At 69.6% G+C, this 24964-nt stretch carries 22 protein-coding genes; 8 read left to right on the top strand and 14 right to left on the bottom strand.

From position 1 onward, the window contains the following. Nucleotides 1–21 precede the first annotated feature (21 nt). Both AMYNI_RS0133225 and AMYNI_RS0133220 read right to left on the bottom strand, forming a co-directional pair. Nucleotides 22–507, bottom strand: a complete 486-nt coding sequence (locus tag AMYNI_RS0133225; protein WP_020672427.1) for a DUF488 domain-containing protein — start codon at nucleotides 505–507, stop codon at nucleotides 22–24. Beyond that, nucleotides 507–902 (bottom strand): RidA family protein, encoded by a 396-nt coding sequence (locus tag AMYNI_RS0133220; protein ID WP_020672426.1) that lies wholly within the window; start codon nucleotides 900–902, stop codon nucleotides 507–509. The genes AMYNI_RS0133225 and AMYNI_RS0133220 overlap by 1 nt, the downstream gene beginning before the upstream one ends. Before the next feature lie 106 nt (nucleotides 903–1008). On the opposite strand from AMYNI_RS0133220, the gene AMYNI_RS0133215 reads away from it, so the two are divergent. Continuing rightward, nucleotides 1009–2058: a helix-turn-helix transcriptional regulator gene (locus AMYNI_RS0133215; RefSeq protein ID WP_020672425.1), complete on the top strand. Its 1050-nt coding sequence runs from the start codon at nucleotides 1009–1011 to the stop codon at nucleotides 2056–2058. Between the two features lie 5 nt (nucleotides 2059–2063). Here AMYNI_RS0133215 and AMYNI_RS0133210 read toward each other — a convergent pair whose 3' ends face one another. The 4 genes from AMYNI_RS0133210 to AMYNI_RS0133195 all read right to left on the bottom strand — a co-directional run bounded on the left by AMYNI_RS0133210 (nucleotide 2064) and on the right by AMYNI_RS0133195 (nucleotide 6397). Beyond that, entirely contained in the window at nucleotides 2064–2648 is a 585-nt protein-coding gene (locus AMYNI_RS0133210; RefSeq protein WP_020672424.1) for a dihydrofolate reductase family protein, read from the bottom strand. Between the two features lie 95 nt (nucleotides 2649–2743). Then, nucleotides 2744–4219, bottom strand: coding sequence for an alpha/beta hydrolase (locus tag AMYNI_RS0133205; RefSeq protein WP_026361251.1), 1476 nt, complete (start codon nucleotides 4217–4219; stop codon nucleotides 2744–2746). Between the two features lie 48 nt (nucleotides 4220–4267). Beyond that, entirely contained in the window at nucleotides 4268–4921 is a 654-nt protein-coding gene (locus AMYNI_RS0133200) for a hypothetical protein (protein ID WP_026361250.1), read from the bottom strand. 12 nt (nucleotides 4922–4933) lie between these two features. Then, nucleotides 4934–6397 carry an alpha/beta hydrolase gene (locus tag AMYNI_RS0133195; RefSeq protein ID WP_020672421.1) on the bottom strand — a complete coding sequence of 488 codons (1464 nt, stop codon included), beginning with the start codon at nucleotides 6395–6397 and terminating at the stop codon, nucleotides 4934–4936. 219 nt (nucleotides 6398–6616) lie between these two features. On the opposite strand from AMYNI_RS0133195, the gene AMYNI_RS0133190 reads away from it, so the two are divergent. Both AMYNI_RS0133190 and AMYNI_RS0133185 read left to right on the top strand, forming a co-directional pair. Next, nucleotides 6617–7795 (top strand): sensor histidine kinase, encoded by a 1179-nt coding sequence (locus AMYNI_RS0133190; RefSeq protein WP_020672420.1) that lies wholly within the window; start codon nucleotides 6617–6619, stop codon nucleotides 7793–7795. Continuing rightward, a complete protein-coding gene (locus AMYNI_RS0133185; RefSeq protein WP_020672419.1) occupies nucleotides 7796–8473 on the top strand; it encodes a response regulator in 678 nt (225 codons plus the stop codon). An 18-nt stretch (nucleotides 8474–8491) separates the two neighbouring features. On the opposite strand, the gene AMYNI_RS0133180 is transcribed toward AMYNI_RS0133185, so the two are convergent. Further along, nucleotides 8492–9196: a hypothetical protein gene (locus tag AMYNI_RS0133180; RefSeq protein ID WP_157357537.1), complete on the bottom strand. Its 705-nt coding sequence runs from the start codon at nucleotides 9194–9196 to the stop codon at nucleotides 8492–8494. A 519-nt stretch (nucleotides 9197–9715) separates the two neighbouring features. Between AMYNI_RS0133180 and rph the strand changes: the two genes are divergently transcribed. Further along, the gene (rph, locus tag AMYNI_RS0133175; protein WP_245574229.1) at nucleotides 9716–12313 is read left to right on the top strand and encodes a rifamycin-inactivating phosphotransferase; all 2598 of its coding nucleotides are present in this window, start codon (nucleotides 9716–9718) and stop codon (nucleotides 12311–12313) included. Between the two features lie 12 nt (nucleotides 12314–12325). On the opposite strand, the gene AMYNI_RS0133170 is transcribed toward rph, so the two are convergent. Continuing rightward, complete coding sequence (locus AMYNI_RS0133170) at nucleotides 12326–13630, bottom strand: tetratricopeptide repeat protein (RefSeq protein WP_020672416.1); 1305 nt, start codon at nucleotides 13628–13630, stop codon at nucleotides 12326–12328. A 153-nt stretch (nucleotides 13631–13783) separates the two neighbouring features. On the opposite strand from AMYNI_RS0133170, the gene AMYNI_RS0133165 reads away from it, so the two are divergent. Then, nucleotides 13784–14764, top strand: coding sequence for a zinc-dependent alcohol dehydrogenase (locus tag AMYNI_RS0133165; RefSeq protein ID WP_020672415.1), 981 nt, complete (start codon nucleotides 13784–13786; stop codon nucleotides 14762–14764). A gap of 99 nt (nucleotides 14765–14863) precedes the next feature. Next, complete coding sequence (locus AMYNI_RS0133160) at nucleotides 14864–15967, top strand: alpha/beta hydrolase family protein (RefSeq protein WP_026361248.1); 1104 nt, start codon at nucleotides 14864–14866, stop codon at nucleotides 15965–15967. Here AMYNI_RS0133160 and AMYNI_RS0133155 read toward each other — a convergent pair. Next, nucleotides 15948–16136, bottom strand: a complete 189-nt coding sequence (locus AMYNI_RS0133155) for a hypothetical protein (RefSeq protein ID WP_020672413.1) — start codon at nucleotides 16134–16136, stop codon at nucleotides 15948–15950. The genes AMYNI_RS0133160 and AMYNI_RS0133155 overlap by 20 nt on opposite strands. A 263-nt stretch (nucleotides 16137–16399) precedes the next feature. Between AMYNI_RS0133155 and AMYNI_RS0133150 the strand changes: the two genes are divergently transcribed. Continuing rightward, a complete protein-coding gene (locus tag AMYNI_RS0133150) occupies nucleotides 16400–17848 on the top strand; it encodes a pentapeptide repeat-containing protein (protein WP_020672412.1) in 1449 nt (482 codons plus the stop codon). Nucleotides 17849–18431: 583 nt separating this feature from the next. Beyond that, nucleotides 18432–19490 carry a hypothetical protein gene (locus AMYNI_RS0133145; RefSeq protein WP_157357536.1) on the top strand — a complete coding sequence of 353 codons (1059 nt, stop codon included), beginning with the start codon at nucleotides 18432–18434 and terminating at the stop codon, nucleotides 19488–19490. Nucleotides 19491–19626: 136 nt separating this feature from the next. Here AMYNI_RS0133145 and AMYNI_RS0133140 read toward each other — a convergent pair whose 3' ends face one another. The 5 genes from AMYNI_RS0133140 to AMYNI_RS0133120 all read right to left on the bottom strand — a co-directional run bounded on the left by AMYNI_RS0133140 (nucleotide 19627) and on the right by AMYNI_RS0133120 (nucleotide 24913). After that, nucleotides 19627–20853, bottom strand: coding sequence for a Fic family protein (locus AMYNI_RS0133140; protein WP_026361247.1), 1227 nt, complete (start codon nucleotides 20851–20853; stop codon nucleotides 19627–19629). A gap of 810 nt (nucleotides 20854–21663) precedes the next feature. Then, entirely contained in the window at nucleotides 21664–22332 is a 669-nt protein-coding gene (locus AMYNI_RS0133135) for a response regulator transcription factor (protein WP_020672409.1), read from the bottom strand. Between the two features lie 37 nt (nucleotides 22333–22369). After that, on the bottom strand, nucleotides 22370–23074 hold the full coding sequence (locus AMYNI_RS0133130; RefSeq protein ID WP_020672408.1) for a DsbA family oxidoreductase: 705 nt from the start codon (nucleotides 23072–23074) through the stop codon (nucleotides 22370–22372). Nucleotides 23075–23098: 24 nt separating this feature from the next. Continuing rightward, complete coding sequence (locus tag AMYNI_RS0133125; RefSeq protein ID WP_020672407.1) at nucleotides 23099–23911, bottom strand: MBL fold metallo-hydrolase; 813 nt, start codon at nucleotides 23909–23911, stop codon at nucleotides 23099–23101. Between the two features lie 30 nt (nucleotides 23912–23941). Continuing rightward, nucleotides 23942–24913, bottom strand: coding sequence for a DMT family transporter (locus AMYNI_RS0133120; protein ID WP_020672406.1), 972 nt, complete (start codon nucleotides 24911–24913; stop codon nucleotides 23942–23944). Nucleotides 24914–24964 lie beyond the last annotated feature (51 nt).

The following is a 24964-nucleotide window of genomic DNA, read 5'->3' as shown; positions in this document are numbered from 1 at the left end:
CCTGACAAAACACGGCGTGGCTCAACCCGGGCGGAGGTCCGCGACCGGCAGGCCGTACTCGGCGCGCAGGCGCTCGGCGACGAGCGAGCGGTGGCACGCCTCCGGATCGCACTCGACGCAGAGCAGGGCGGTCGTCGAGTCGTCCGGAAGCTCCGCCACGAGTGCGCCGAGGTCGAACGGGTCGAGGATCTCCCGGGTGTAGCGCTCGGCGTACTCGAACGCGAGCGCGATCCGGTTGCGCTTGCCCACGCCCCGGCGGTCGTCCTCGCGGTACTGGAGCTGGCGCAGCTCGGTCGTCGGTGCCAGCTCCTTCACATGCCGGTAGCCGACGTCCGCCGCGGCGAGCGCACGCTGGAGCCGCGCCGAGTTCGCCCAGGAGTACTCGGAGCCCCGAACGCCGCGACGCTGGCGGAGGTCGAGCAGCAGGCCGACCTCCGCGTGCCGCAGTCGTCGCAGGAAGGACTCGCCGTCGAAGCCGTAGACGCCGATTGTCACCGAAGCGGGCATCACGCGACGGCAGTCCCCTCGAGCTCGACCATCAGGTCCGGGATCGCCAACCGGGTCACCCCGAGCATCGTGCTGGTCGGCGCCACCCCGGCGGCGCCCAACCGCGACGCCAGCACGCCGTAGTGTTCGAAGAGCCGGTCGACGTCGGTGGTGTAGACGTTGAGCCGGACCAGGTTCGCGAGGGACATACCGGCCTCGCCGAGGACGGCCTCCAGATTGTCCAGGCTCAGCGCCAGCTGCGCCCCAAGGTCACCGGCATGCTGGGGCCTGCCGTCGCCGCTCATCGCGGTCTGCCCGGAGCAGTACAGGGTCCGGGTGTGCCCGGAGACGACCTCGCCCTGGTTGTACCCCAGCTCCACCGACCACGCCCACGGGTTGACGACCGTTCGCTCCACTGCCACATCAGCTCCATTCGATTCATCGACGCTTCGGCGTCGTGCTGACAAGCCTCTCCGCCAATCACGACATCCTGTGTCGTGTATTCCTGGCATAATTTTCCGCATGCGGGCCGACCGGTTGGTCTCGCTGGTGCTGCTGCTGCGCCAGCGCGGTCTGCTGTCCGCGGCCGCGCTGGCGCGCGAGCTGGAGGTGTCCACCCGCACCGTGCTGCGCGACATCGAGGCGCTGTCCGCGGCCGGCGTCCCGGTATACGCCGAACGCGGCCGGCGCGGCGGTTTCGCGTTGCTGCCCGGTTTCCGGACCGAGCTCACCGGGCTGAACCACGACGAGGCGCTGGCACTGCTGGTCGCCGGATCGCGGCGCGGCGCGCAGGCATTCGGCCTCGGCTCGGCGCTCGCGTCGGCGATGCTCAAGGTGGTCGACGCGCTACCCGAAAGCCATCGGGACACCGCGTCCGGCGTGGCCGAGCGCTTGCTCATCGACCCGGAGACCGACCTGCTCTCGCGCCGGCTGGTCGCCGAGGAGGTGCCAGAGACCGTAGTGGCCGAGGTCCGCCGCGCGGTGTTCGCCGGACACAAGCTGCGCATCCACTACGCGGCTGCGGACCAAGCCCCGAAGTGGCGCACGGTGGACCCGATCGGCCTGGTCACCGCGCGCGACCAGGGCTACTTGCTGGCCACGCGGTCCGGCGCGGACCGCACCTACCGGCTGTCCCGGATCCTGGCCGCCGAGGAACTCCCCGAACCCGCACAGCGACCGGACCGGGTCGATCTGGGCCGGGCCTGGCAGGAACGCAGCACCCGGTTTCGGACCGGCGGCGACCAGGTCACCGTGCTGGTGCGGATGAACCCGGCGCGGCGGGAGGAGCTGGTGGGCACCGCGTTGGCCGTCCGCGCCGAAGAAACCGATGCGGACGGCCGGCTGCGGCTCGAGGTGACCTTCCAGGATTCGAGACACGCCGAATGGGCCATGTGGCAGCTCGCCACGAGCGCGGAAGTCCTGTCCCCGCAATGGTTGCGAGCCGCCCTGCGCGACCGCGCCGCCGCGATCGCCACCTACTACGAGCGTGATCCCGAGATGGGGGCATGCGAGGCTTTTTGCGCATGCCCCCATCGATCGGGTGCGGGTGTCCCGCAAGATTCTGAAAGTTGAGGCGCTCAGCCTGCCGGGTGCGGGCTTGGCCGGTAGGTCAGCTCTTGGGTGTGGCCGTCGAGCGTCCGGCTCTCGATCAGCTCGAGGTCGAAGTCGGCTCCACCCCGGAAGATCGGGTCCGCCCCGGTCCGGCCGGTGATCACCGGGAAGAGCGTCACCTGGACGCGGTCGACCAGACCGGCGGCCATCAGCGCCCGGTTCAGCGACAGGCTGCCGTGCGAGCGCAACGGCACCTCGGACTCCTCCTTGAGCCGGGCGATGATGTCGACGGCGTCGCCGCGCACGACGGTGGCGTCCGGCCAGTCGAGCGGCCCGTGCAGCGTGCTCGACACCACCGTCGCCGGCAGCTCCCTCATCCGGGTGACCCACGGGTCACGGACGTCGGCCCACTCGGCGCTCGAAGCCAGCATCTGCGCGTGCGCCCGATACGTGCTGGCCCCGAAGACCATCCGCTGCTCCTCGCCGTACAAGGCGAGGCGGTGCGCGAGCAGCTCGGGGCCCTGCTTGCCCCAGTAGCCACCCCAGTCACCGACGTGGGCACCGAAGCCGTCGAGGGTGGTGAAGACGTCGAAGGTGTAGGTAGCGGTCATGGTGCTCTCCTCGAGTGCGGCTGACCGGGCAGTCGCCGGTCTCTCCCCCTGGCTACGAACGGACTCGACGCCGTTCGACAGCACCGCGGACAAAGTCAGCCCGGTTCGGCCGCGCAGGCCACGTCGGTACGCGGGCGCTGCCCGGTGACCAGGAAGTTCGTCGTGGCGTCGTTGAGGCACCGGTTCTTCAGATAGAGGTAGGCAAGGTGCCCGCCCTGGTCCGCGGTGATCATCCGCGCCCGGTCACCGAAGGCCGCGCGCAGTTCGCGGGCACCGGACAGCGGCGTGGACGGGTCGCGCAGGTTCTGCACGATCAGCACGTTCGACGGCCCGCTGCTGTTGATCTTCACCGGGGGTTCGGCCGGCTCCGTCGGCCAGAACGCACAGGGCCAGATGTTGGCCGCGGCGGCACCGAACATCGGGTGGCGCAACCGGTCGATCTCGACGTTGCGCTGGTAGGTGGCAACCGACTCCGGCCAGTTGGTGTCGTTGCAGAACACCGCCAGCTGGCTGGCGACGGGGTTGTCGGCCGGCTGCCCTGGCGGCACCTCGACCGGCGGGGTCGGCGGGAGGGGCTGCCCGGTCTCGACGGCACGCCAGATCTCGGCCAGTTCGGGCAGCCACAGGTCCAGGTAGAGCTTCTCGAAGGTGACCTTGCGGAACTGCTTGCCGTCGAAACCGTCCGGCCTCGGCCGCGCGTCCAGTCGGGCGGCGATCTCGAAGTACTTCGCCCTGATCTGCTCGACCGAGGTGCCGAAGCCGTACTCGGGATGCTCGGTGAGGAACTTCGCGAAGTCCGGGAACCTGTCCTCGACCCCCTCCCCGAACCCGCGGGAGGCCGAAGGGGCGCTGCCTTCCGGGCTCATCGCGCTGTCGAGCACGAACTGGTCGCTGCGGTGCGGGAACAGCGTGGTGTAGACCGAGCCGAGGTAGGTGCCGTAGGAGATGCCGAGGTAGGAGATCTTCGGCTCGCCCAGCGCCGCGCGGATTCGGTCCATGTCGCGCGCGGTGTTCGCCGTGTTCAGCTGGGGCAGCAACGGCGCCGTCGCCGAGGATCCGCACTTCCCGGCGACCTCGGCCGCGTACTCGGCCCGCTTGGCGACGTCGGCCGAGTCCAGCGCGTAGTCCGGGACGTTCGCGGTCGCCGTTGCCGGACCCTCCAGGTCGCAGGTCACCGGGGCGCTGTAGCCGACCCCGCGCGGGTCGAAGCCGATCACGTCGTAGGTGTCCAGCACGCTCTGCGGCACGCCGTAGTACTTCAGCACCAACGGGTAGCTCAGCCCCGGGCTGCCCGGCCCGCCGGAGTTCGTCAGCAGCACGCCGCGGCGCTTCTCCGGGTTGGGGCTGGCCAGCCGCGAGATCGCGAGATCGATCTTCTCGCCGGCGGGGTCGCGGTAGTCCAGCGGCACCTGGAGCGTGCCGCACTCCAGCCCCGGCAGCGGGGTGCCCGGGCACTCGCCCCAGCTCAGCCGGTCCGGCGACGCGCTCGGCGTGGTTTCCGCCGAGCCCACCAGCGGAACGAGAATCGCCACCATGACGGCAGCGAGAACGGCAACGACAGATTTTCGCATCAAGTGCTCCTTCTCGGAATAACACATCGATCGGCCAGAAATGCAGGGTCAGCCCGCCCCGCCGTCGAGCAGCCGGCTGTAGCGCAGCCGCAGCGCCCGCTCGGTGCTGGCTGCCAGAGCACCGAGCCCGACCATGGCGTTGAGCCAGGCCGGTAGCTCAACGGGCGAGGTGAAGGTCCCGATGTGCTGGGAGATGGCGTCCGGCTGGGTGAGGTGTTCGATGAGCTGGAGGACGAGGAGAACCGCGGCGATGACGAGCACGGTCAGCGAGAAGAAACCGATCAAGCGGCTCAGTGCGGGGTGTGCGCGGTCGAGGTGCGCGCGACGCCCCTCGGCGGAGTCGGGGTCCGGGATGAGGGCGTGCTCGGCCCCCTCCTCGGTGACGTAGTGGCAGCGCTTGAGCCCGAAGGCGCTCATCCTGACTTCGACGGTGCCGCCTCGGACGGGGAAGGCGGCAGGGAGTGCGGACTCGGCGTGATGTCTGCCATCGAGGTACAGGTGGGCCTTGACCTTGCCGGACGACTGGTTCTGCCAATGCCTGACGTCGACGGCGTAGACCGCCCGCCTGCCATCATCGTTCGTCAGCCGAAGATAGAACAGCGCTCGAAAAAGCAACTGCCACCAGCGAAAACGCTGCAGTGATCGGCCGTGCCCCGGCTTGACCCGCTGCACAGCCCGACGACGGCGCCACTCCTTGAACATGTCTCCGCCCCGCTACTCGCCCGGCTCCGCCGCGCAGGCGAGATCCTGCGATGGACGCTGCCCGGCGGTCAGGAATGCCGTCACCGCGTCGTTCGCGCAGGTGTTGGGGCCGAACGGATAGACACCGTGCCCGCCATGGTCGGCCGTCACCATCCTGGCCCGCTCCCCGAACGCCCGCCGCAGCTCCTCGGCGCCGGCCAGCGGCGTCCCCGGGTCGCGTTCGTTCTGCACCATGAGCACGTTCGACGGGCCCCGGTCCCCGATCTGCACCGGCGGCTCGACCCGCTCGTCCGGCCAGAACGCGCACGGTCCGATGCTGGCCGCGGATCCGCCCAGCATCGGGTACTTCGGCCGGTCGACCGCGACGTTCCGCTGGTACTCCCGGACCGTCCCCGGCCAGCGCGAATCACCGCAGATCACGTTGAAGCGGGCGGCCATGAAGTTTTCGAAGTTCACCATCGGCGGGTTGGGCGGCGGCGGCCGGTCCGTGTCGAGCGCCTGCCACATCTCGGCCAGCAGAGGCATGTTCGCATCGCTGTAGAGGCGGTCGAACGTGATCCCGCGGAACAACGTCCCGTCGTAGCCCTGGACCGGTTTCGCCTCCAACCGCTCCGCGAGATCGAAGAACTTCGCGGTCACCTGCTCCGGGGTGGTGCCCAGACCGTATTCGGGATGCGCGGCCGCGAACGCCGCGAAGTCGGGAAACCGGTCCTCCATGCCACGGGCCAGCATCCGCATGGCCGTGACGTCGTAACCGCCGGGGCCCAGGTTGCTGTCGAGCACGATCCGGTCGCTGCGCTCCGGGAACATCGTCGTGTACACCGCACCGAGGTAGCTGCCGTAGGAGGCACCGAGGTACGAGAGCTTCGGCTCGCCCAGCGCCGCCCGGATCCGGTCCAGGTCGCGCGCGGTGTTCGCGGTGGTGGTGTGCGGCAGCATCGACGCCGTCGGCGAAGTGGCGCACTGCTCGGCGATGGTCCGCGCGTTCCCCGCCTCACGCGCGACATCGGCCGCGGTGTGCGCATACGGCGCGAGATTGCCGCGTGCCTGCTGCTCCGGCGTCAGCTCGCAGGTCACCGGTGCGCTGCGGCCGACGCCACGCGGGTCGAAGCCGATCAGGTCGTAGGAGTCCAGCACCTGCCGCGGCAGTCCTGAACCGGCGAGAGCGACCGGGTAGCCGAGTCCCGTGATACCGGGGCCGCCTGGATTGGTCAGCAGCACGCCGCGCCGCTGCGCGGGTTTCTCGCTCGCCAGCCGGGAGATCGCGATCTCGATCTGCCGGCCGTCCGGATCCCGGTAGTCGAGCGGGACTTCGAGCGTCGCGCACTCGAGACGGGACGAGGTGGGTTTCTCCGAGCACGGGCCCCACCGCACGGTGTCCGGCTGCATAGGATCCGCCGCCGTCGACACTCCGGGAATCGCGGTCGCCGCCGCGGCGAAGGCGAGGGCGAGGGCGAGGGACAAGGTTCGGCGCATCTGATGTCCTCCTGAGTGGGGCGCGCGGGGCGCCGGAACGGGCTGGCTTGGGACGGCAGAAATGAGTCTGTCCAGTCGGCACCGCCGGCACATCGGACCGGCGGCTCGAATCGCCTTCGACCAAAGACGAGGTGGTGATTCGACCTGGGTCGAGGGCAGCGAGGGCAGCACAGCCCCCGGTCTGCTGCACCGGCCGCACGGTGTCGCGACAATGGCCAGGTGATCGCAGACGTCGCACCACGGCTCGGGTGGTGGCAGCAGACCTGGCGGCTGGTCGCGGCCGCGGCACTGGGCATACCGGTCTGGCTCTCCACCGGGGTGCTGCTGCGCGGCCAGGCGATGGAAACCTCCTCGTGGTTCGTCACCGGCGATCCGCTGGTGGCTTTCGGCTGCCTGACGGCACTTCTGTGGCGGCGGCGGTTTCCGTTCGCCGTCGCCTTGACGGTCGCGATCGCCTCGACCGCGTCGATACTCGCCACCGGCGCCGCGCTGCTGGCGCTGTGCTCGATCTCCACTCGACGCCGTCCGGTGGAGATCGGGATCGTCGGGCTGGCCTACGTGACCGCGTCGCAGTTCACCGCCGGGTTCTACCCGATCCAGAGCCCGCCCGGCTCGCTGTGGCTCCAGCTCGCATTGCCGGCACTGAGCGCGGGCATCGCGGTGGCCATCGGGATGGCCGTCGGCGCACGGCGCGTCGAAGTGCGGTCCTTGCGAGACCGGGCGGAAAGCGCGGAACGGGAGCAGACCGCACGAGCGGCGCAGGCGCGGGCCATGGAACGCAACCGGATCGCCCGCGAGATGCACGACGTGCTCGCGCACCGGATCTCCCTGGTCGCCATGCAGGCCGGCGTGCTGGACCACCGCGGCGACCTCACCGCTGAGCAGAACCGCGTGCTGATCCGCGGCATCGCCGACGGCTCCCACCAAGCGCTGGAAGAACTGCGAGGCGTCCTCGGTGTGCTCCGGGCCGACCCTGGCCGCCCGGAACCACCCCAGCCCACCCTCGACCGAGTCCCCGAACTGGTCGCCGAGGCCCGCACCTCCGGACTGGACGTCACGCTCACCACCACCGTGACCGGCACACCGTCCGACGTCGTCGGGCGAACCTGCTACCGGATCGTCCAAGAAGGACTGACCAACGCGGCCAAACACGCCCCGGGCGCACCCGTGCACATCGTCGTCAACGGATCAGCCGGCGACGACCTGCACGTCACCGTGCAGAACTCCCCGGCCACCGCGACAGCCGCTCAACCGCCGACGTCAGGATTCGGCCTGCTCGGCCTCGCCGAACGAGTCACCCTCGCCGGCGGAAAACTCGACCACCACCCGACACCCGACAACGGATATCTCCTCACCGCGCAACTACCCTGGCCGAACCACGACGACAGGAGAGCATGAGTGGACAGCGAGCGGGGACCGGTGCGCGTGCTCATCGTCGACGACGACCAGCTGGTGCGGATGGCGCTGCGGCTCATCATCGACGGCGAACCGGACCTGACCGTGGTCGCGGAGGCAGCCGACGGGGACGCCGCGATCACCGTGGTGGACGAGCAGCGTCCGGACGTCGTCCTGATGGACGTGCGGATGCCCGGCCGTGACGGTCTCAGCACGACCCGTGAGCTCCTCACCCGGCCGGCGCCGCCGCGGGTGCTCATGCTGACCACCTTCGACTCCGACGATCTGGTGCTCGGCGCGCTGCGCGCCGGAGCGCTCGGGTTTGTCCTCAAGGACACCCCGCCGCCGCGGATCGTGGACGCGGTGCGGACGGTCGCGGACGGGAACCCAGTGCTGTCGCCGGTGGCCACGGCACGGGTGATCGCCGCGGCCACCGGGCCGCAGTCCTCGGACGCTCGCAGCTCGTCCCGCGAAGCCGCGCGGAAACGGCTGTCCGCACTGACCGAACGAGAACTCGATACCGCACGGGCCATCGCCGACGGGCTGGGCAACCCGGAGATCGCCGAGCGGCTGCACATCAGCGTCGCGACCGTCAAGGCGCACACCGGCAACCTGTTCGCCAAGCTGGCGGTCGAGAACCGGGTGCAGATCGCACTCGTGGTCCGCGACGCGGAGGAATGACCAGCCTGCCGTCATTTCTCAATTGCACGAGTACCAACGCCCATGCGAAGCTGACTGCTTCGGGTCGCGATCGGCCGTGAAATTGATGCAGTAGTTCGTCGAGTGCAAGCCGTAGACCCTGAAATAGCCGGTGTAATCCCCGGTTGGATGAAAGTAGACACCGGTACCGGCGGAGCTTGCGACACCGCCGCTCAGGCCACGAAAATGACCGTAGTTGTCCGATACTTCCATTTTATAACCCTCGCCGACCACCACTAACGTGCTGGCGCCGGTGGGCCACTGAACCCTCTCGTGCGGACGAGCCAGGGTGGCAATTTCGCAGCCTGGATATTTCCCGTTGGGGACGGTCCGGGTACCGCCTTTGCAGGCGTCTTCCCCGTTCGCGCCGTGTGGTGTCGGTATGGACGCCGGGTAGCCCTGCTCAGCCTCCTGCACGGAACCCTGTCGCTCGTCCAGGAGCATGCCTCCCGTCACACCTACGGCCAGCGCAACGATGGCCACCATCGCCCAAATCGCCTGCCCCCAGCGTTTCGGCTGTCTCTGCGGTGTGGCGGCACCGTGGTGGACGATATCGCCCCTGACCATCCCTATCTGCATCGCTGTCGTCGCCGTCCCGGACAGGTGGTTCCCCGTTTCCACCTTGCGCGGGATATCCGCCCTGCTGGTCTCGCTCTCGGCTTTCTGGTCCTCCATCGCTTCCCCCTCTGCTTCGTCACTGCTCATGACAAAGACAACCAGGCGGACCAGGTGGTCATCGGGCGCTATCGACCAATGACTGCTGTGGTGCGGTAGACGGTCACCCACCCCACATCCGGCAATACCGGGTTCTGATATCGCAGCAATAATCACTACATCGAGGCTTTTATCACCGTTTCATACCAGCCGGCGAAGATACGGCGAGTCCACAATTCGGGCAGATACATCGACACCCAACACGTTCGCGTGAACCCTGGTGACCTGAGACCACGGCGCGCCCGCCGACCTCAGGGCTCCGAGCGGCAAGGGACGCACCCATCACCGACCAGCTGGACCGTTGGGCGCACGACCCTGCCCTGGACCGAGCTGAACGGGACTGAGCTGTACGGGGCTGGGGCTGGGGCGGTCCGCGGTCGCTGCACGCGCTGTTCCCCTGCCCCTTTCACTTTATATCAGATTCGCGCGCCTCATGCGGCGCCGAAATCTGTTCCATACTGCCCGTCGCGAACCAACCCGACGGACGATGGAGCAGCGGAATTGGGCTACGTGATGGGTTTCGAGCAGATCGACCGGACGAACGTCGCGGACGTCGGCGGGAAGGGGGTGCACCTGGGTGAGCTCTCGCGGATCGAGGGCGTCCAGGTGCCGGACGGCTTCTGCGTGACGACGGAGGCCTACCGGCAGATCGTGGCCGCGGTGCCGTCGATCGACGACCGGCTCGACCTGCTGGCGCGCGTGGAGCCGGACGACCACGCGGCGATCCGCAAGCTGAGCGCGGAGGTCCGCGCCGTCGTCGAAGGCGTCGCGATGCCCGACGATCTGGTGGCGGCGATCAGCGAATCGCTCGCCCGGCTCGGCGAGCGGGCCGCCTACGCGGTGCGGTCCAGTGCGACGGCCGAGGACCTGCCGACCGCGTCCTTCGCCGGCCAGCAGGACTCGTACCTGAACGTCGTGGGCACGGCGGCGGTACTGGAGCACATCCGCCGGTGCTGGGCCTCGCTGTTCACCGAGCGGGCGGTGACCTACCGGCTGCGCAACGGCTTTGACCACCGGAGCGTGCGGATGGCCGTGGTCGTGCAGCGGATGGTGTTCCCCGAGGTGGCCGGCATCCTGTTTACCGCGGACCCGGTGACGTCGGACCGGAAGACCGCCACCGTGGAGGCCGGGTGGGGGCTCGGCGAGGCACTGGTCTCCGGTCTGGTGAACCCGGACGTCCACACGGTGCGCGATGACCAGGTCGTCACCACGACGGTCGGCGCCAAGCAGCGCGCGATCCGCGCGCTGCCGGGAGGCGGTACCGAGGACACGCCGATCGAACCGGAGCAGCAGGCGCGGCAGGCGCTGACGGATGCCAAGATCGTGCGCCTGGTGCGGCTGGGACGGCGGATCGAAGCGCACTTCGGCCGGCCGCAGGACATCGAATGGTGCCTGGCCGGCGACGACTTCCACATCGTGCAGAGCCGGCCGATCACCACCCTGTTCCCCGTCCCGGTGACCGACGACCAGGACAACCACGTCTACGTCTCGGTCGGTCACCAGCAGATGATGACCGACGCGATGAAGCCGCTGGGCCTGTCCCTGTGGCAGCTGACGACCCCGCGGCCGATGCACGAGGCGGGCGGGCGGTTGTTCGTCGATGTCGCCCCCGTCATCGCGACGCCCGCGGGCCGCGCGGGCCTGCTGGGGACCCTGGGGAAGTCCGACCCGCTGATCCGCGACGCCCTGCAGACCATCCTGGACCGCGGCGATTTCATCCGCCCGCTTCCGGACAGGGCCGAGGGCACCGGACTTCCCGGTAGCACGCCCACCACCATCGAGACCGATCCGGCCGTCGTCACCGACCTGATCGCGCACAGCCGGGCGTCCGTGGCCATCCTGCGGCGCGAGATCCAGGCCCTGTCCGGGCCGGCGCTGCTCGACTTCGTCATGGCCGACATCGCGGAGCTGAAGCGGATCCTGTTCGACCCGCGGAGCCACGAGGCGATCATGGCGTCGATGGAGACGACCTGGTGGCTCAACGACCACCTCGAGGAGTGGCTTGGCGAGAAGAACGCGGCCGACGTACTCACCCAGTCCGTGCCGCACAACGTCACGTCGGAGATGGGGCTGGCGCTGCTCGACGTCGCGGACACGATCCGCCCGCACGCGGACGTCGTGGCGTTCCTGCAGCAGGTGGTGGACGACGGTCGCGAGGACGACGGCTTTCTGGACGAACTGGCCGGGCTGACCGGCGGCCGAGGGGCCCGTGACGCCATCCGGGGCTACCTCGACGAGTACGGCATGCGCTGCGCGGGCGAGATCGACATCACCAGAACGCGCTGGAGCGAGCGTCCCGCCACCCTCGTGCCCACCCTTCTCGGCAACATCAAGAACTTCGAGCCGGGCGCCGGCAAGCGACGCTTCGAACAGGGGCTCCAGGAGTCGCAACGGAAAGAACAGGAGCTGCTGACGCGGTTGCGCGCACTGCCCGACGGAGAGCGCAAGGCCGAGGAGACCAAGCGGATGATCGACCGCGTCCGCACCTTCGCCGGGTACCGCGAGTACCCCAAGTACGGCATGGTCAGCCGCTACTTCGTCTACAAGCAGGCGTTGCTGGCCGAAGCCGAACGCCTGGTCCGGTCCGGCACCCTGCGCGCGAAGGAGGACATCTTCTACCTCCGGCTCCAGGAGTTCCACGAAGTCGTGCGCACCAACGACGTGGACGACGAACTCATCCGGGAGAGGCGGGAAGCGTTCCGGTCGTACGAGGCGCTCAGGCCGCCCCGGGTCCTCACCTCGGAGGGTGAGGCCGTCATCGGCGAGTACCGGCGCGACGACCTGCCACCCGGCGCGCTGGCCGGCCTGCCGGTCTCGGCCGGCACCGTCGAGGGCAGGGCCCGGGTCGTCGTGGACATGGCGCAGGCCGAGCTCGAGGCGGGCGACATCCTGATCACCGCCTACACCGACCCGAGCTGGACCCCTCTGTTCGTTGCGATCGCCGGCCTGGTGACCGAGGTCGGCGGCCTGATGACGCACGGCGCGGTGGTCGCCAGGGAGTACGGCCTGCCGGCCGTGGTCGGCGTGGAGCGGGCCACCCGGCTGATCCGGGACGGGCAGCGGATCCGCGTGCACGGAACCGACGGGTACATCGAGATTCTCGGCTGAGCCGCCGGGGTGTCATCGGTGCTGCGCCTTGATCCACTCGACCCACTGGTCGGCTTGCTGCTCCTCGCCGAGCGCTCGCAGGACGACCGCGAGGTTGTTGGCGCTGTCCAGGGTCCGATGGTGGCCATCGCCAAGGACCCGGCGCTGACGGGCGAGGGTGTCTTCGCCGAGGTGCCGGGCGCGTTCGTGGTCACCCAGCCGGATCAGGCTGACCACGAGGCCGGAGGCGGTGTTCAGGGTGTGGAGATGATCCTCGCCGAGGACCCGGCGGCGACGGGCCAGGGTGTCCTCGTCCAGGTCCCGCGCCGCCGCGTAGTCCCCCAGTTTGCGCGTCACGTCGGCGAGGTTGGCGGCCGCGTTCAGGGTGTCGGAGTGGTCGTCGCCCTTGGTCCGGCGGTAGCGGGCCAGCGCGTCCTCCAAGGTGTCCCTGGCCCGCTGGTGCTGCTCCAGGGACGCGAGGACGCGGGCGAGGTTGACGGCCGTGTCCAGGGTGCCGGGGTGGTCCTCGCCGAGGACCCGGCGGCGACGGGCCAGCGTGTCCTCGAACCGTGCGCGGGCCTGCTCGTGCTCACCGAGCGCGGCCAGTTCGCTGGCGAGGTTGTACGCCGTGACCAGCGTGTCGGGGTCGTCCGCACCGAGGCTCCGCTCCGCGCGGGCCAGGGTGTCCTCGCACAGGCTCCGCGCGAGGGCGTGCTCGCCGAGCGTGCCAAGGTCGAGGGCGAGCGCGTTGGCCGTGATGAGGGTGCGGTAGTGATCGGGGCCCAGCAGCCGGCGACGACGGGCCAGGGTGTCCTCGCCGAGTTCGCACGCCCGCCGGTGCTCCCCCGACTCGCTCAGCACCATGACGAAGTTGGCGGCCGCGACCAAGGTGGCCGGGGCGTCCGCACCGAGAGCGTCGCGGGCACGGTTGAAGTTGTCTTCGGCCAGTTCGCGGACCCGCTGCTGCTCGCCGAGGCTCGCCAACGTGCGGACCAGGTTGATCGCCACGGTGAGCGTCAGGCGATCGGCCGCGCCCAGCACCCGGCGGCAGCGGCGCAAGGTGTCCTCGCCGAGCGCGCGGGCCTGTTCGCGCGCACCGAGCCCGTCCAGGCTCAGCATCAGCCCGAGGGCCGACTGAAGCGTGTCGGGATGATCGTCGCCAAGGCTCCGGCGCCGCTGCGCCAGCGTGTCCTCCTCCAGCGCACGCGCCCGACCGTACTCACCCGCTTCACGCAGCCCGACCGCCTGCTCAGTGGCGGTCCGCAGGGCGTCCGCGTGACCCTCTCCGGTCCGCGTCCGCCCGCGCCGCCTTCGCCAAAGATCTCGCACGGCGCTCATCCTGCACCAGCCCGCCGGGAGGGGTCCCGCTTCCGGCAGGTACCGGCCAGCCAGGTTCTTAGGCCCGCGATGCCGTCAGGTCACCCCTGCGCACGAGTTGGGCCGCGCTCGGCCACCTCCGCGGTTCAAGAAAAAGCCGATACAGTACGAAAAATGCGGACAGCGAGGCTGCACGGAAGCGCGGACCTGCGGGTCGGGGACGAGCCCGCGCCGGAAGCTGGCGCGGGTGAAACCCTGGTGCGGGTGACCGCGGTCGGGATCTGCGGATCGGACCTGCACTGGTACGAAAACGGCGCGATCGGCGACGCGAAGCTGGAGCGGCCGCTGGTGCCAGGGCACGAGGGCGCCGGCGAGATCGTGGCCGGGCCGCGACGCGGGGAACGGGTCGCGATCGACCCGGCGATCCCGTGCGAGACCTGCCGGGCGTGCCGGGACGGGCAGCGGAACCTGTGCTACCGCATCCTGTTCGCCGGGAACGGTGCGACGGACGGGATGATGCGCGAGGTCATGCCGTGGCCGTCGCACCGGCTGGAGCCGCTGCCGGACACGGTTTCCGACGCGGGCGGCGCGATGCTGGAACCCCTCGGCGTCGCGCTGTGGACCCTGGATCTGGCACAGGTGCCGTTCGGTGGCACGGTGGCGGTCGTCGGCTGCGGCCCGGTCGGCCTGCTGCTGATCCAGCTGCTGCGTGCCGCCGGGGTGTCCCGGCTGATCGCGGTCGAGCCGCTGCCGCACCGCCGCGAAGCAGCCGCCAAATGGGGCGCCGACGAGGCCCTCGATCCGGCTCCCGACTTTTCCTCGTGCGGCGTCGATGTCGCGTTCGAAATGGCCGGGAACGACGACGCGGTGCGAATCGCCATGGAATCCGTGCGACCGGGCGGGCGGGTGGTGCTCTGCGGCATCCCGAGCTCGGGCACGACGACGTTCCCCGCGTCGCTCGCGCGCCGCAAGGAGCTGACGATCTCGATGGTGCGCCGGATGAACGAGGTCTACCCGCGCGCCATCGACCTGGCCGCACGCGGCGTGGTGGAGCTCGACTCCCTGGTGTCGTCCCAGGTCCCGCTGGCCGACGCGCCTGCCGCCTTCGCCGCCGCCCAGCGCCGCACCGGCCTGAAAGTCGTCATCACGCCGTGACCGGAAACCCCCTTCAGGTGAATGGCCCAGCGGATCTCAGGGCTTGTCTCCGGGGGTTTCCCGATGTTTCGGCCCAGCCGGCCGGGGCACAGTCGAGGCATGCGAAAGCTTCGCGTCAAAACAGCCGCGGCGGTCGCCGCGCTCTGCCTGCTTTCCTTGTCCATCCCCGCCGCCGCGGCCACTACGGGACTGTCGCTGCCCGCACCCACCGGACGTGACGCAGTCGGGCGTGCCACGCTCGCCCTCACCGACCACGATCGTGTCGATCCCTGGGTGCCCGAAGCCGGGCCACGACAGCTCATGGTCACCCTGTACTACCCGGCCGTGCGGGGCACCGGCGGCCGCGCTCCCTATCTGGACCTGGCCGAGGCCACCGCGCTCGCGGCCAAGTACGCCGAGGTCGCTCCGCAGCTCACCGCCGAACGACTGGCCGGCACCCGTACCTGGTCGCGTACCGACGCCCATCCGCTGCCCGGCCGTCGCCCGCTCGTCCTGCTTTCGCCCGGCTTCACCGTTCCCCGCCACACCCTCACCGCCATGGCCGAAGATCTCGCGTCCCGCGGCTACGTCGCCGCCGCGGTCGACCACGCCTTCGAGTCCGTCGCCGCGAAGTTCCCCAGCGGGGTCCTTCCCTGCGCGGCCTGCCGGCTACCCGACCAGATCGGTATCGCCCCGATCGCGCTCAACCGGGGCGTCGACCTGTCGTTCGTGCTCGACGAGCTCCGCCACCACCCGCTGGTCGACCAGCACCGCGTCGCGGTCGTGGGGCACTCCATGGGCGGGAGTGCCGCGGCCACCACGATGCGCGCCGACCGTCGCGTCGACGCCGGAGTGAACCTCGATGGAGCGATGTCGCCGCCCGATCCGCTCAACCGCCCGTTCCTCCTGGCCGGCAGTCCCGAACTTCAGCATCACCCCGGCGGCGACGTCGATCCGTCCTGGGACGCGGTGTGGCCCCGCATGTCCGGCTGGAAGCGCTGGCTCGCCGTCGCCGACGCCGGCCATTACTTCTGCACCGACCTGGAACTGCTCGTCCAGCAGGCCGATGTCGACCTGACGATGCCGCTCGACCCCGCCCGCGGCCTCCATCTGACCCGCACCTACGTCGCCGCGTTCGTGGACCAGCACCTGCGCGGCATCCCGCAGCGACTGCTCACCGGCCCGGCCCCCGAGTTCCCGGAGATCACCTTCCACCGGCCATAACGGCGGCGAGCAGCCCGCCGGCGCCGGCGAGTGCGGCCAGCACGATCTTGAGGATCTTCAGCGCCCGTTCGCCGCGGAGGTCGTCCTTGCCGAACAGGCCGACGAAACCCGCGGCCGCGATCAGCGTGAGCAGTACGACCGCGTAGACGCCGATCATCCAGTCCCGCATCAGTTGATGCCCTTTCTCCCGTTCCCGGCGCACGGGCACCGACTCGCGCCGCGCGATGAGAGCTAGGAAAGCACCAGGCCGCAGCCCGTTTTTACAAAATCGTCCATGCCAGGCCAACGCTTTGGTATGACTTTTTCGACCGTCCACGGGGCCGTTTCCACGGGCCGGCTCGATGAGGGCCGGACGCGTTCAGGGCGGCAGTTTTTACACCGGTTTCCAGTTCCTTACAATGCTTTCTTCACTACGAGCCTGGGGAGGACCTCGTGGGCAGAGCGTGGAGCCGTCCGGACCTGCCGGACGGTGCGCACCGGGAGCTCAACGTCAGGCTGCACCTGCTGCACGCCCGGTCCGGGCACCTGAGCAGCCGCCGGGTCGCGGCCTGGATCCAGCACCGCTTCGGCACCAAAGGCCCTTCCCACACCCATGTCCGCGCGGTGCTGTCCGGGACCGAGCTGCCCGACATCACCCGCACCCTGCGGGTCGCCGAGGCGATGCTCGCCGCCGTGCCGCGCCAGCGCGATCCGGACGCCGTCCTGGACGAGGTCGACGCCCTGTGGCAGGCGGCATGGGACGAGAAAACCCGCTCCCCCGAACCCGCTCCCCCAGCCGCCGAGCCGGAGCGCCTCGTGCTGCAGGGCTCGGATGACTCCGGGTCGAGTCAACGAGTCCCGGGATATGCGGTCAAAGCCGTCAATGCGGGGAAGACCTACGCGGTACAGGGCTCCCGGGAATTCGCACTGATGAATCCTGATCTCTGGTTCCGCACGCCCGAGGACGCCGAAGCGCGGAGCTTCACCCGCGCCAAGGTGGAAACGATGTTCCAGGGCGTCGGCGCTCAGCCGCCGGGGACCCGGCATCGGGCTCGGCGGCGCTCCAAGGAAGTGCTCGCCCTGTTCCGCCCGCCCGACTGGCGCATCGCCGATCCACCCCAGATCCCGAGTGCGCTCTGGGAAGACCGGACCTCCTGCGGTGCCCTCGAGGGAATCCGCGCTGCCCGCACCGTCCTGAGCGACTTCCACAAGCTGCTGGCCAAGACCCGCGCCAACGCCCCCGCCGAACAGGGCGAAGCCTTCCGCGGGATGGTGGCGCTCGCCAGGGCCAACCCCTTGCTGGGCGCCGAAGTGGCCCGTGTCCTGTGCCAGTACCTGCGCCGGCCGTATCTGCAGGACGAGCACGAAGTGCGCCTGGAGGCGCAACGCCTGCTCGGCGCCCACCTGAACTCCCTGCCGTCCGGCGGCAGGCTCTCGCCGGAGATCGAAGTCGATCTCAGCGGTGCCACCCTCATCGACCTGGACTGGCATGGCTGCACCGTGCCGGAAGCCGCCCGGTTCCGGCAGGCCTACTTCGCCGGTGACACCCGGTTCGACGGCGCCACCTTCCTCGGCGACGCCGAGTTCACCGGCGCCACCTTCCCCCGCGCCCCGTCCTTCCAACACGTCATCATCAACAAGGCCGCGAGGTTCACCACGGTCGTGTTCTACGCCGGAGCGACCTTTTCCGGCGCACTTTTCCGCAACGAGGTGTTCTTCGACGACGACGCCGACGTCGAACTCAGCGACGCCGCGGCAGCGCGCCCGTCAACGCCACTGCGAGGGCGGCGGTGGCCGGCAGGCTGGACGACCGTCCCCGACCACGGCCAGCCGTGGGAAGAACTGACCCGCTGCACACCGGACCGAAGCGAACGCACCGAGCCCGTCTCCCCGCGGCATTGATCGACGCGGCCGGTCACGGCCCGCTTCTTCGTCCACAAAGGACGAATATCGGGCCGACCTGCCGGCACCGCGCGGCACGACCGCAGGGGTCTACCTGGCCGAGGGTTCCTGTACACCGTTCAATGCGCGTGCACTTGCATGCGCAAGGGGTTGGTCTAGGGTGCTGTCTCCATGGACAGGAGCGCCGGTGACGCAAAGCTTTCACGAACTTGCCTGTACGGCGGTGACAGGTTTGAGGTGGGGTTCACCGGATCGGTTGACAGTCAAGATCAATCCATGGAAGAAACAGCGTCGAGGTGTGCCTGCGCGTGCCGGCACGTACTGCCGTGGTGAACGAACTGTGCCCGTCGAGTGGTCGCGCCGCGGCGCTGTGAGTGGTTCGCTCGAAGCTGGCGACCTGGCGCTCGGCACCTGGCCGCCGGCGGGCGAGTCACGGCAGGCGATCACAGGAGTCACGAGCCACGAACCACGACAGGACAGCAGGGGGCGGGGCCCGGCTGCGGAGAGGTTGCTGGTGAGCGATGGGTGGGCACAGTCGTACGACGCATTGTCTGAGACCGCAGCCGCGGTCCTCCGGGTCTTCGTGAACACAGGATCGGACGAGCTGACGGCGCCGCTGCTGGCGATCGCCGCCGAATCCGGGGACACGGACCGTGAGATCGCGGCTTTGGTTCGAGACGGCTTACTGCGATCCGAAGCCGGCCTGCTCCGGATCGCACCCGAGGTGGTGCCGGTCGTGCGCGCGGCGGTGCGCGCGCAGACGCCGGACCGCTCCCGTGACGACTACGCGCGGGTGTGCCTGGCGTTGCGCACCGCCGAAGACACCGAAGCCGCCGAAGACACTGCCGGCACGACCGGATGGCTGCTGCGGCACCGGTTCCTGCTGATCACCGTGCTCGAGGGCGCCACCGCCGCGGGCGCGGCCGAGCAGGCCGCGCTGACCGCGGCGGCGTGGTGGGACATCGCCGATCGCGTCGACGACCCGCGGTGGCATCGCGCGCTGGCCGACGCCGGTGAGGACGCCGCGATCACCAGCGAGATTCCCGCCGTGCTGAGCGAGGTTCTCGAACGCAGCGCCCGGCACGCCGCGCGCCAAGGGGATCACCTTGCCGCCGAAGCCCGCTGGGTGCGCGCCTTGGCGATCTGGCGTGAAGCCGACGATCTGGCGGGGTGTGTCCGCGTCCTGGAGTCGCTGACCGCCCTGTACCGCGGGTGGGCTCGGCTGCACCGGGCGCTGGACGCGTTGTTCGAACTGCTGTCGCTGCGCGAGCGAGCCGGCGACGAGCTCATGGTGGCGCACACGGTGTGGGCGATCGGGACGGTGACTCTCGAAGCCGGCCGGGTCGAGGCGGCCGTGGACTACCTGCACCGCGCCGAGAAAACCCTCCGGCCCCGCGCCGCCGAGGCCGGTGGCGCTTACGCCGACGTGGCGGTCGCACTGGGACGGGCGCAGTGGCTCGCCGGCCGGTATGGATCCGCGCGGAGCAGTTTCAGCCGGGCGCTGGCGGTGCTGGTCGACGTCGACGAGCTGCGCGCCGAGGAAGTCCGCGTCCTGCTGGGACTGCCCGAGAACGCGCCGCTCCCGGCCGCGCGGATCATCGATCGCGGAACAGGTGCAGCACCGCCAAGATCACCTGGATGAGCAGCACCGCCCGCCGCCACCGCGGCCGGCGGTCCCGGCGCGGACGCCGGTGACGTCCACGCCGGACGTACGTGTACCCGGGCACAGCACCGGTCTCGGACCTCGAATGTGATGTCATGGCGGGGACCCTTTCGGACTACGAGGTGCGGCCGCGGAAGACCTCGCGGTCACCGCGAGGCGGGATGGGATCGTTGAGGGTGAACAGATCGAGCACGTCCTGGCAGACGAACACCTTGTTGTAGTTCTTGCCACCGTGCACGGTGAGCAGCCCGGCGTGCTGCAGCTGCCGGGCGACCTCGGTGGCGTTCTTCACCGACATCCCGAAGCGTTTGGCGATGTCGCGGTGGTTGGTCACCGGCATCGCGATCAACCCCTCGGCGACGCGGGACGCGTTCCCGGCCCGGCTGATCAGCTCCTTGTGCTTGGCGCGCACCGCGTCCATCCGCCGGATCAGCTCGATCTGGCCGAGGCAGGCTTCCCGGACTCCGCCGGCGAAGAACCTGATGAACTCCTCGAAGCTCTCGGTGTCGATGGCGTGCCGCAGCTGCGCGTGGTAGACGTCCCGGTTGCGGTCCAGCCACACCGACAACGGCAGCACCTGATCCCGCAGCGCCCCGGCGCGCACGAGTTCGAGGCTGGCATACAGGCGGGAGACATAGCCGTTGCCACCGCCGAACGGATGGATCACCTCGAGCTGGTGATGGCCGATCGCGATCTTGCCGACCAGCGGCAGCACGCAGTGGTCGGCCACCCATTCCTCCCACTGCGCCATCACCGCGCGCAGATGCGGGCCGGGCGAGGTGTGCAGCAGCGCCGCGGTGTCCCTGGTGCGCCCGCCGACCCAGCTCTGGGTCGTCCGCCAGAAACCGCCGTCTGCTGTCTTCCCAGCCTCCCCGTCGGCGTCGTCCGCCGTCGGGGCGAGGAGAAGCCGGCTGGTCTTGCCCAGCAGATCCATATCGACCCGCCGTCCGGCCCGGACCGCGTCGAACGCCTGGGTGCTGGCCTCCAGATACCGCAGCACCGGCGCCACCTCGGCCCTGGGCGCCTTCGCTCCGGGCAACTCGGCGAGCAGCACCTCCATCAGGGCCAGCGGCATGTTCTCCCAGGCGGCCGAACTCTGCGCCTCCCGCAACATCGTGTGCCGCTCCAGGGCGGCCCGGTCCGGCAGCCGCTGCGCTGCCTCGTCCAACCGCCCCAACGCCTGTTCCGCGGCGGCCAGCGCCCGATGCGTCTCCGACCGCAACGGCAGGTCCGAGGGCAGGGGCCGCGGGACCCAGGCCCCTTCACGCTGAATCGCCACCGGAAACCCGGACAGGTCCCCAGTGCGATCCCACACCCCGGTCACGGGGTTCTTATCGTTCATGCCGCAGAGAATCCCGAAGTTACCTAATGACAGCAAACGGTGAAAAGTGGCAATACAAGATCATCTTCTCAGGGGTGGGCAGCTCAGGGGCTCTCGCGCCGACGCACTCCGGCGCCGGGCTATCAGCGGCTCGTACTGCACGGCGGGGCACCGCACCAGTTCGACCACCACCTTTCACCGAAAATGCACGTCCGAACCATCATCGGCGTTGCCACCGCGACCGACCGCAGACAAGAACCCGGCCGCTCCGCAATGCGTACAACAATCCCGGAACTTCACCGCAAAGAGTGAGACCAGCGACCGGACCAGGTGAGCAGCACCCGCGGCGCCCTCACTGACCAGGCGCGCCGAACCCCCATCGGCGGTCCCCGAAACCACGTACAGCACCGAAAATCGAACCATCCCGCCCCGCCTGCCGATCAAGCCCGCACACCCGCCTGCCGCGCCGCCCCCGCGCACAGAGCATGCCAGCAACCGCCGACAAAGCTACACCGGCCGCCCCCGGTCAATTCCCGATAATCCCGCACAGCCCGCACCGAGGAATTCAGCTCCTCATTCGGCAACCACGGCACCATGCCACAGCAACCATCCCCGATAACACGAATTCCTTACCGCACAGGCAAAAGTTAAACCCCTTGCTCCGTTCAGGCGACGCCCGGATGCCCGCAAATCAGACACGCCAGACTCACCGCGGCAACCAACGATTAATCGCCGCTCTGCGCCGGCGAAAACAGCGGCCGCCTACACCTGCCGGTCACTGCCGCATCCGAACGCGGACCGAGAACATCCGCACCTTGCCGGACCGGCGGTCTATTCTTCGTGCGGGTTGGCGAGCTGGACGAGGCCGGTTTCGTAGGCGTAGATCGCGGCGGTCACCCGGTTCCGGGCGCCCAGCTTGTTCAGCAGGTTCTGCACGTGGGACTTCACCGTGCTCTGCCCGAGCCGGAGCAGGGCCGAGATTTCCGCGTTGGTCTGGCCCTTGGCGACCAGGCGCAGCACGTCCCGTTCCCTTGGCGTGAGGCCGATCCGGTCGGCCGGCGTCGGGAGGTGCACGTCGGCACCGGTCGCGGGCGGCATGACCGAGTAGCCCGCGGCCACGAGGCGAACCGCGGACATGATTTCGGTGGGGCCGGTGGAGCGGCGCAGCAGGCCGACGGTGTCGCAGCCGGCCAGCCGCGGAATCGGGACGTCCTGATCACTGAGCAGCAGGATGCGGATCGGCCAGTCGGGTAATGCGGCGGTGAACTTCGCGATCACCACCTCGGGGTCGCTGGTGTCGGTGCACACGACCACGTCGGGACGATCGGTGCGCATCTCGGTCAGCGCGTCGTCGCAGGTGGTCGCCTCCGCCATGACGTCCAGGCTGACGCAGGTGGCGATCGCGGTCCGCAGGGCCGTGCGGAACATCCAGTTGCTGTCGAGCAGCAGGATGCGGACGGTACGTCCGCGGTCGTTCAGGGCATCGAACTCGTCGCACATCGTTGTACCCGATTGGTCGAACTTCCCGGTGCCCCGGTCAAACGGCCGCTTTCTTCAGCAGTTCCTCGAAGGCGGCCGGATCGTCCTGGGTGACCACCGGCCAGCCAACGCCGTAGTCGCCTTCCCAGCGGACCTCGATGCCCGGGTTCGCGTGGTCCGAACCGTCCGGCAGGAACAGGTGGGGGCTGCAGTCGACCCGCTCGGTCGCCGAGATCGCGGCGTCCTCGGAGAGGGCCCTTCGAGCCGTGCCGTGGTCGAGTGCCTCGGTGAGCGCGCGGATGTCCACCACCCCGGTGGAATCGGCGGCATCCAGGATCACCTTGCGGTTGCTGATGCACCGCGACTCCGCCCAGAACGCGCGGCGCAGCGCGAGGTCGAGCTGCTCGGCGGCGGCCAGCCCCTGGTCTTTGGCGGCCTGCACCGCCTCCAGCGCCGGGAGCGTCGTGGACGGGTACAGGTACTCCTTCGCCTGCCACAGCTGCCAGCCGGCCGCGGGCTCCTGCTGGCCCATCCGGCCGACTTCGCTGTCGGTGCCCGACCGCGGGCTGGGTGCGTCGTTGAGCAGTTCGAGCGGGAAGGCCCGGTGGTCGAACAACACCCGTCTCTCCAGTCCGAGCCGCTTCCGGGTGACGTGCAAGCGGTACACCGCGATATGGGCGAACGAGCACCAGATATCGGAAAAGATGGTGATCACACCCGGCGGCGGGGTCAGGTCGGTGTCGGCAAGGGCTTTCGCGGGCACTGTGCTCTCCTCGGTGTGGGTGGATCAGTCGGGCAGCGGCTGGGTTTCGTAGCGGTCGAGCACGGCCTCGACCTCGATGTCCTCTTCGGGCAGCCAAGGATCCGCGGAGGGCACGCCGCGGACGGTTTCGAGCAGGTGCTGAGTCCGGCCGGTCGCGGTGGGGCCGTGCGAGCTGAGCACCGTGCTGGGCCCGAGTCCGCGAACCTCCGCCAGCGCACTGTCCCATTTGGACTGATCGGCCAGCGCCGTCCATGGCGCGTTCGCCCTGGTGAACAGCGACATCCCGGTGAGGTAGTCCTGCTCGTTGACCTCGTTGGCGTTGTCCGCCATGTCCTCGAGCACGGTGCCGAAGCTGTCCGCCGAGAACAGCGCGCGGTTGCCGTGTTCGTAGACCGCGATGGTGGACGGCGAGTCGTAGGACGGCGGCCGGATCACGGTGAAACTCCGGTCGCCGAGGTGCAGGGTGCGGCCGGGGTTGACCGTGCGCACGCGATGCGCTGGCACATCCCATTCCTCGCCGAGCCGGGAGACGGCGAGGCCGTTCGCGATCACGGTCGCGTTCGGCGCGGCCATCAGCACCTCCTTGAGATTCCCGGCGTGGTCGCGGTCGTCGTGGGTGAGCACGATCCAGCGGAGGTCCCGCGGGTCGACCAGTGACCACAGCGCCTCCTCGAAGGCGCCCCGGTCGATCGCCATGCCGGTGTCCACCAGCACGGGTTCCGAGCCCTGCACGAGGTAGGCGTTGACCGGGAGCAGCCCGAGCTCGCCGAGCGGGAGGTGGGACGGCAGTGCGTGCACGCCCGGCAGGGCGAGGTAGGGGCTACGCAGGTTGGACAACACGGGATCCTCCGATCTCGCTGGTGCCGGTCACGCCAGTTGCACCAGGATCGAGCCGACGATGAGCAGGCTGAGGCCGATCAGGCGCGGCGGGGTGAGCGTGCGTTTCGGCATCCGGAACCAGCCGAAGCCGTCGATCAGCGCCGAGGCGGCCTGCTGCCCGGTGACGGCCAGCGCCACGGTCGTCGCGGCGCCGATTTCCGGGATGAGCAAGAAGGTGCCGGTCACGTAGGTGGCCGCGCAGGCACCGCCGAGCCAGCCCCACCACGGCATCCGCTTGAGCGGTCGCAGCTGCGGCGCCGGGGTGCGCCGCGAGGCGCGCATCAGCGCGAGCACCACGACGATGGTCAGGGTGGCGACAATGAAGCTGATCATCGCCACCGTGATCGGCGCCTGAAGATCCTGGCGCAGCTTGGCGTTGACCGCGCCCTGGATGGGCAGCACGGCACCGGCGATCAGGCCGAGCAGGATCCAGCCGACGTGCCCGACCGGGACGGCGGGTTTGTGCATGGCCCCCACCGACTGCGGGGCCGGCTTCGGCTTGGCGGCGGCCGCCTGCTGACCACGGATGATCACGGTGATCCCGGCGAGCACGGCCAGCGCGCCCAGCACCATGCCGATGGTGAGCGGCTGCCTGGCGACCCCGATCAGCCCGAACAGGTCCAGGGCAAGCGAGGCGAACATCTGCCCGGTGACGAACAGCCCGACGGCGGTGAGTGCGCCGAGCCGGGGGAACAGCAGGATTCCGCTGGTGATGTAGAGCGGGCTGGCGAGCCCGCCGAGCAGATGCCACCACTCGACGTCCCCGATCAGCTGAACCGCGCCGATCGTCCCGACCGCGACGGCCAGCACCGCGAGCAGGACGGTGGCGACCGTCAGCTGCAGGGTGGATGCGCCGTACGGAGTCTTGACCGCATTGCTCAGTTGGAGGTTGACCGAGGCCTGAACCGCGAGCAGGCAGCCGATGAACAGACCGGCCGCCAGTAACGCCACCACATCCATGAGTCGTCCCGCCGAGTTGAGTCCGATGAGCGAATTAAGTGAACACAGTGT

Origin of the sequence: Amycolatopsis nigrescens CSC17Ta-90, from assembly GCF_000384315.1 — a bacterium.
Classification (GTDB): Bacteria; Actinomycetota; Actinomycetes; order Mycobacteriales; family Pseudonocardiaceae; genus Amycolatopsis; species Amycolatopsis nigrescens.
Note: the sequence above shows the minus strand (reverse complement) of the source record. Positions and strands in the feature narration are given on the sequence as shown.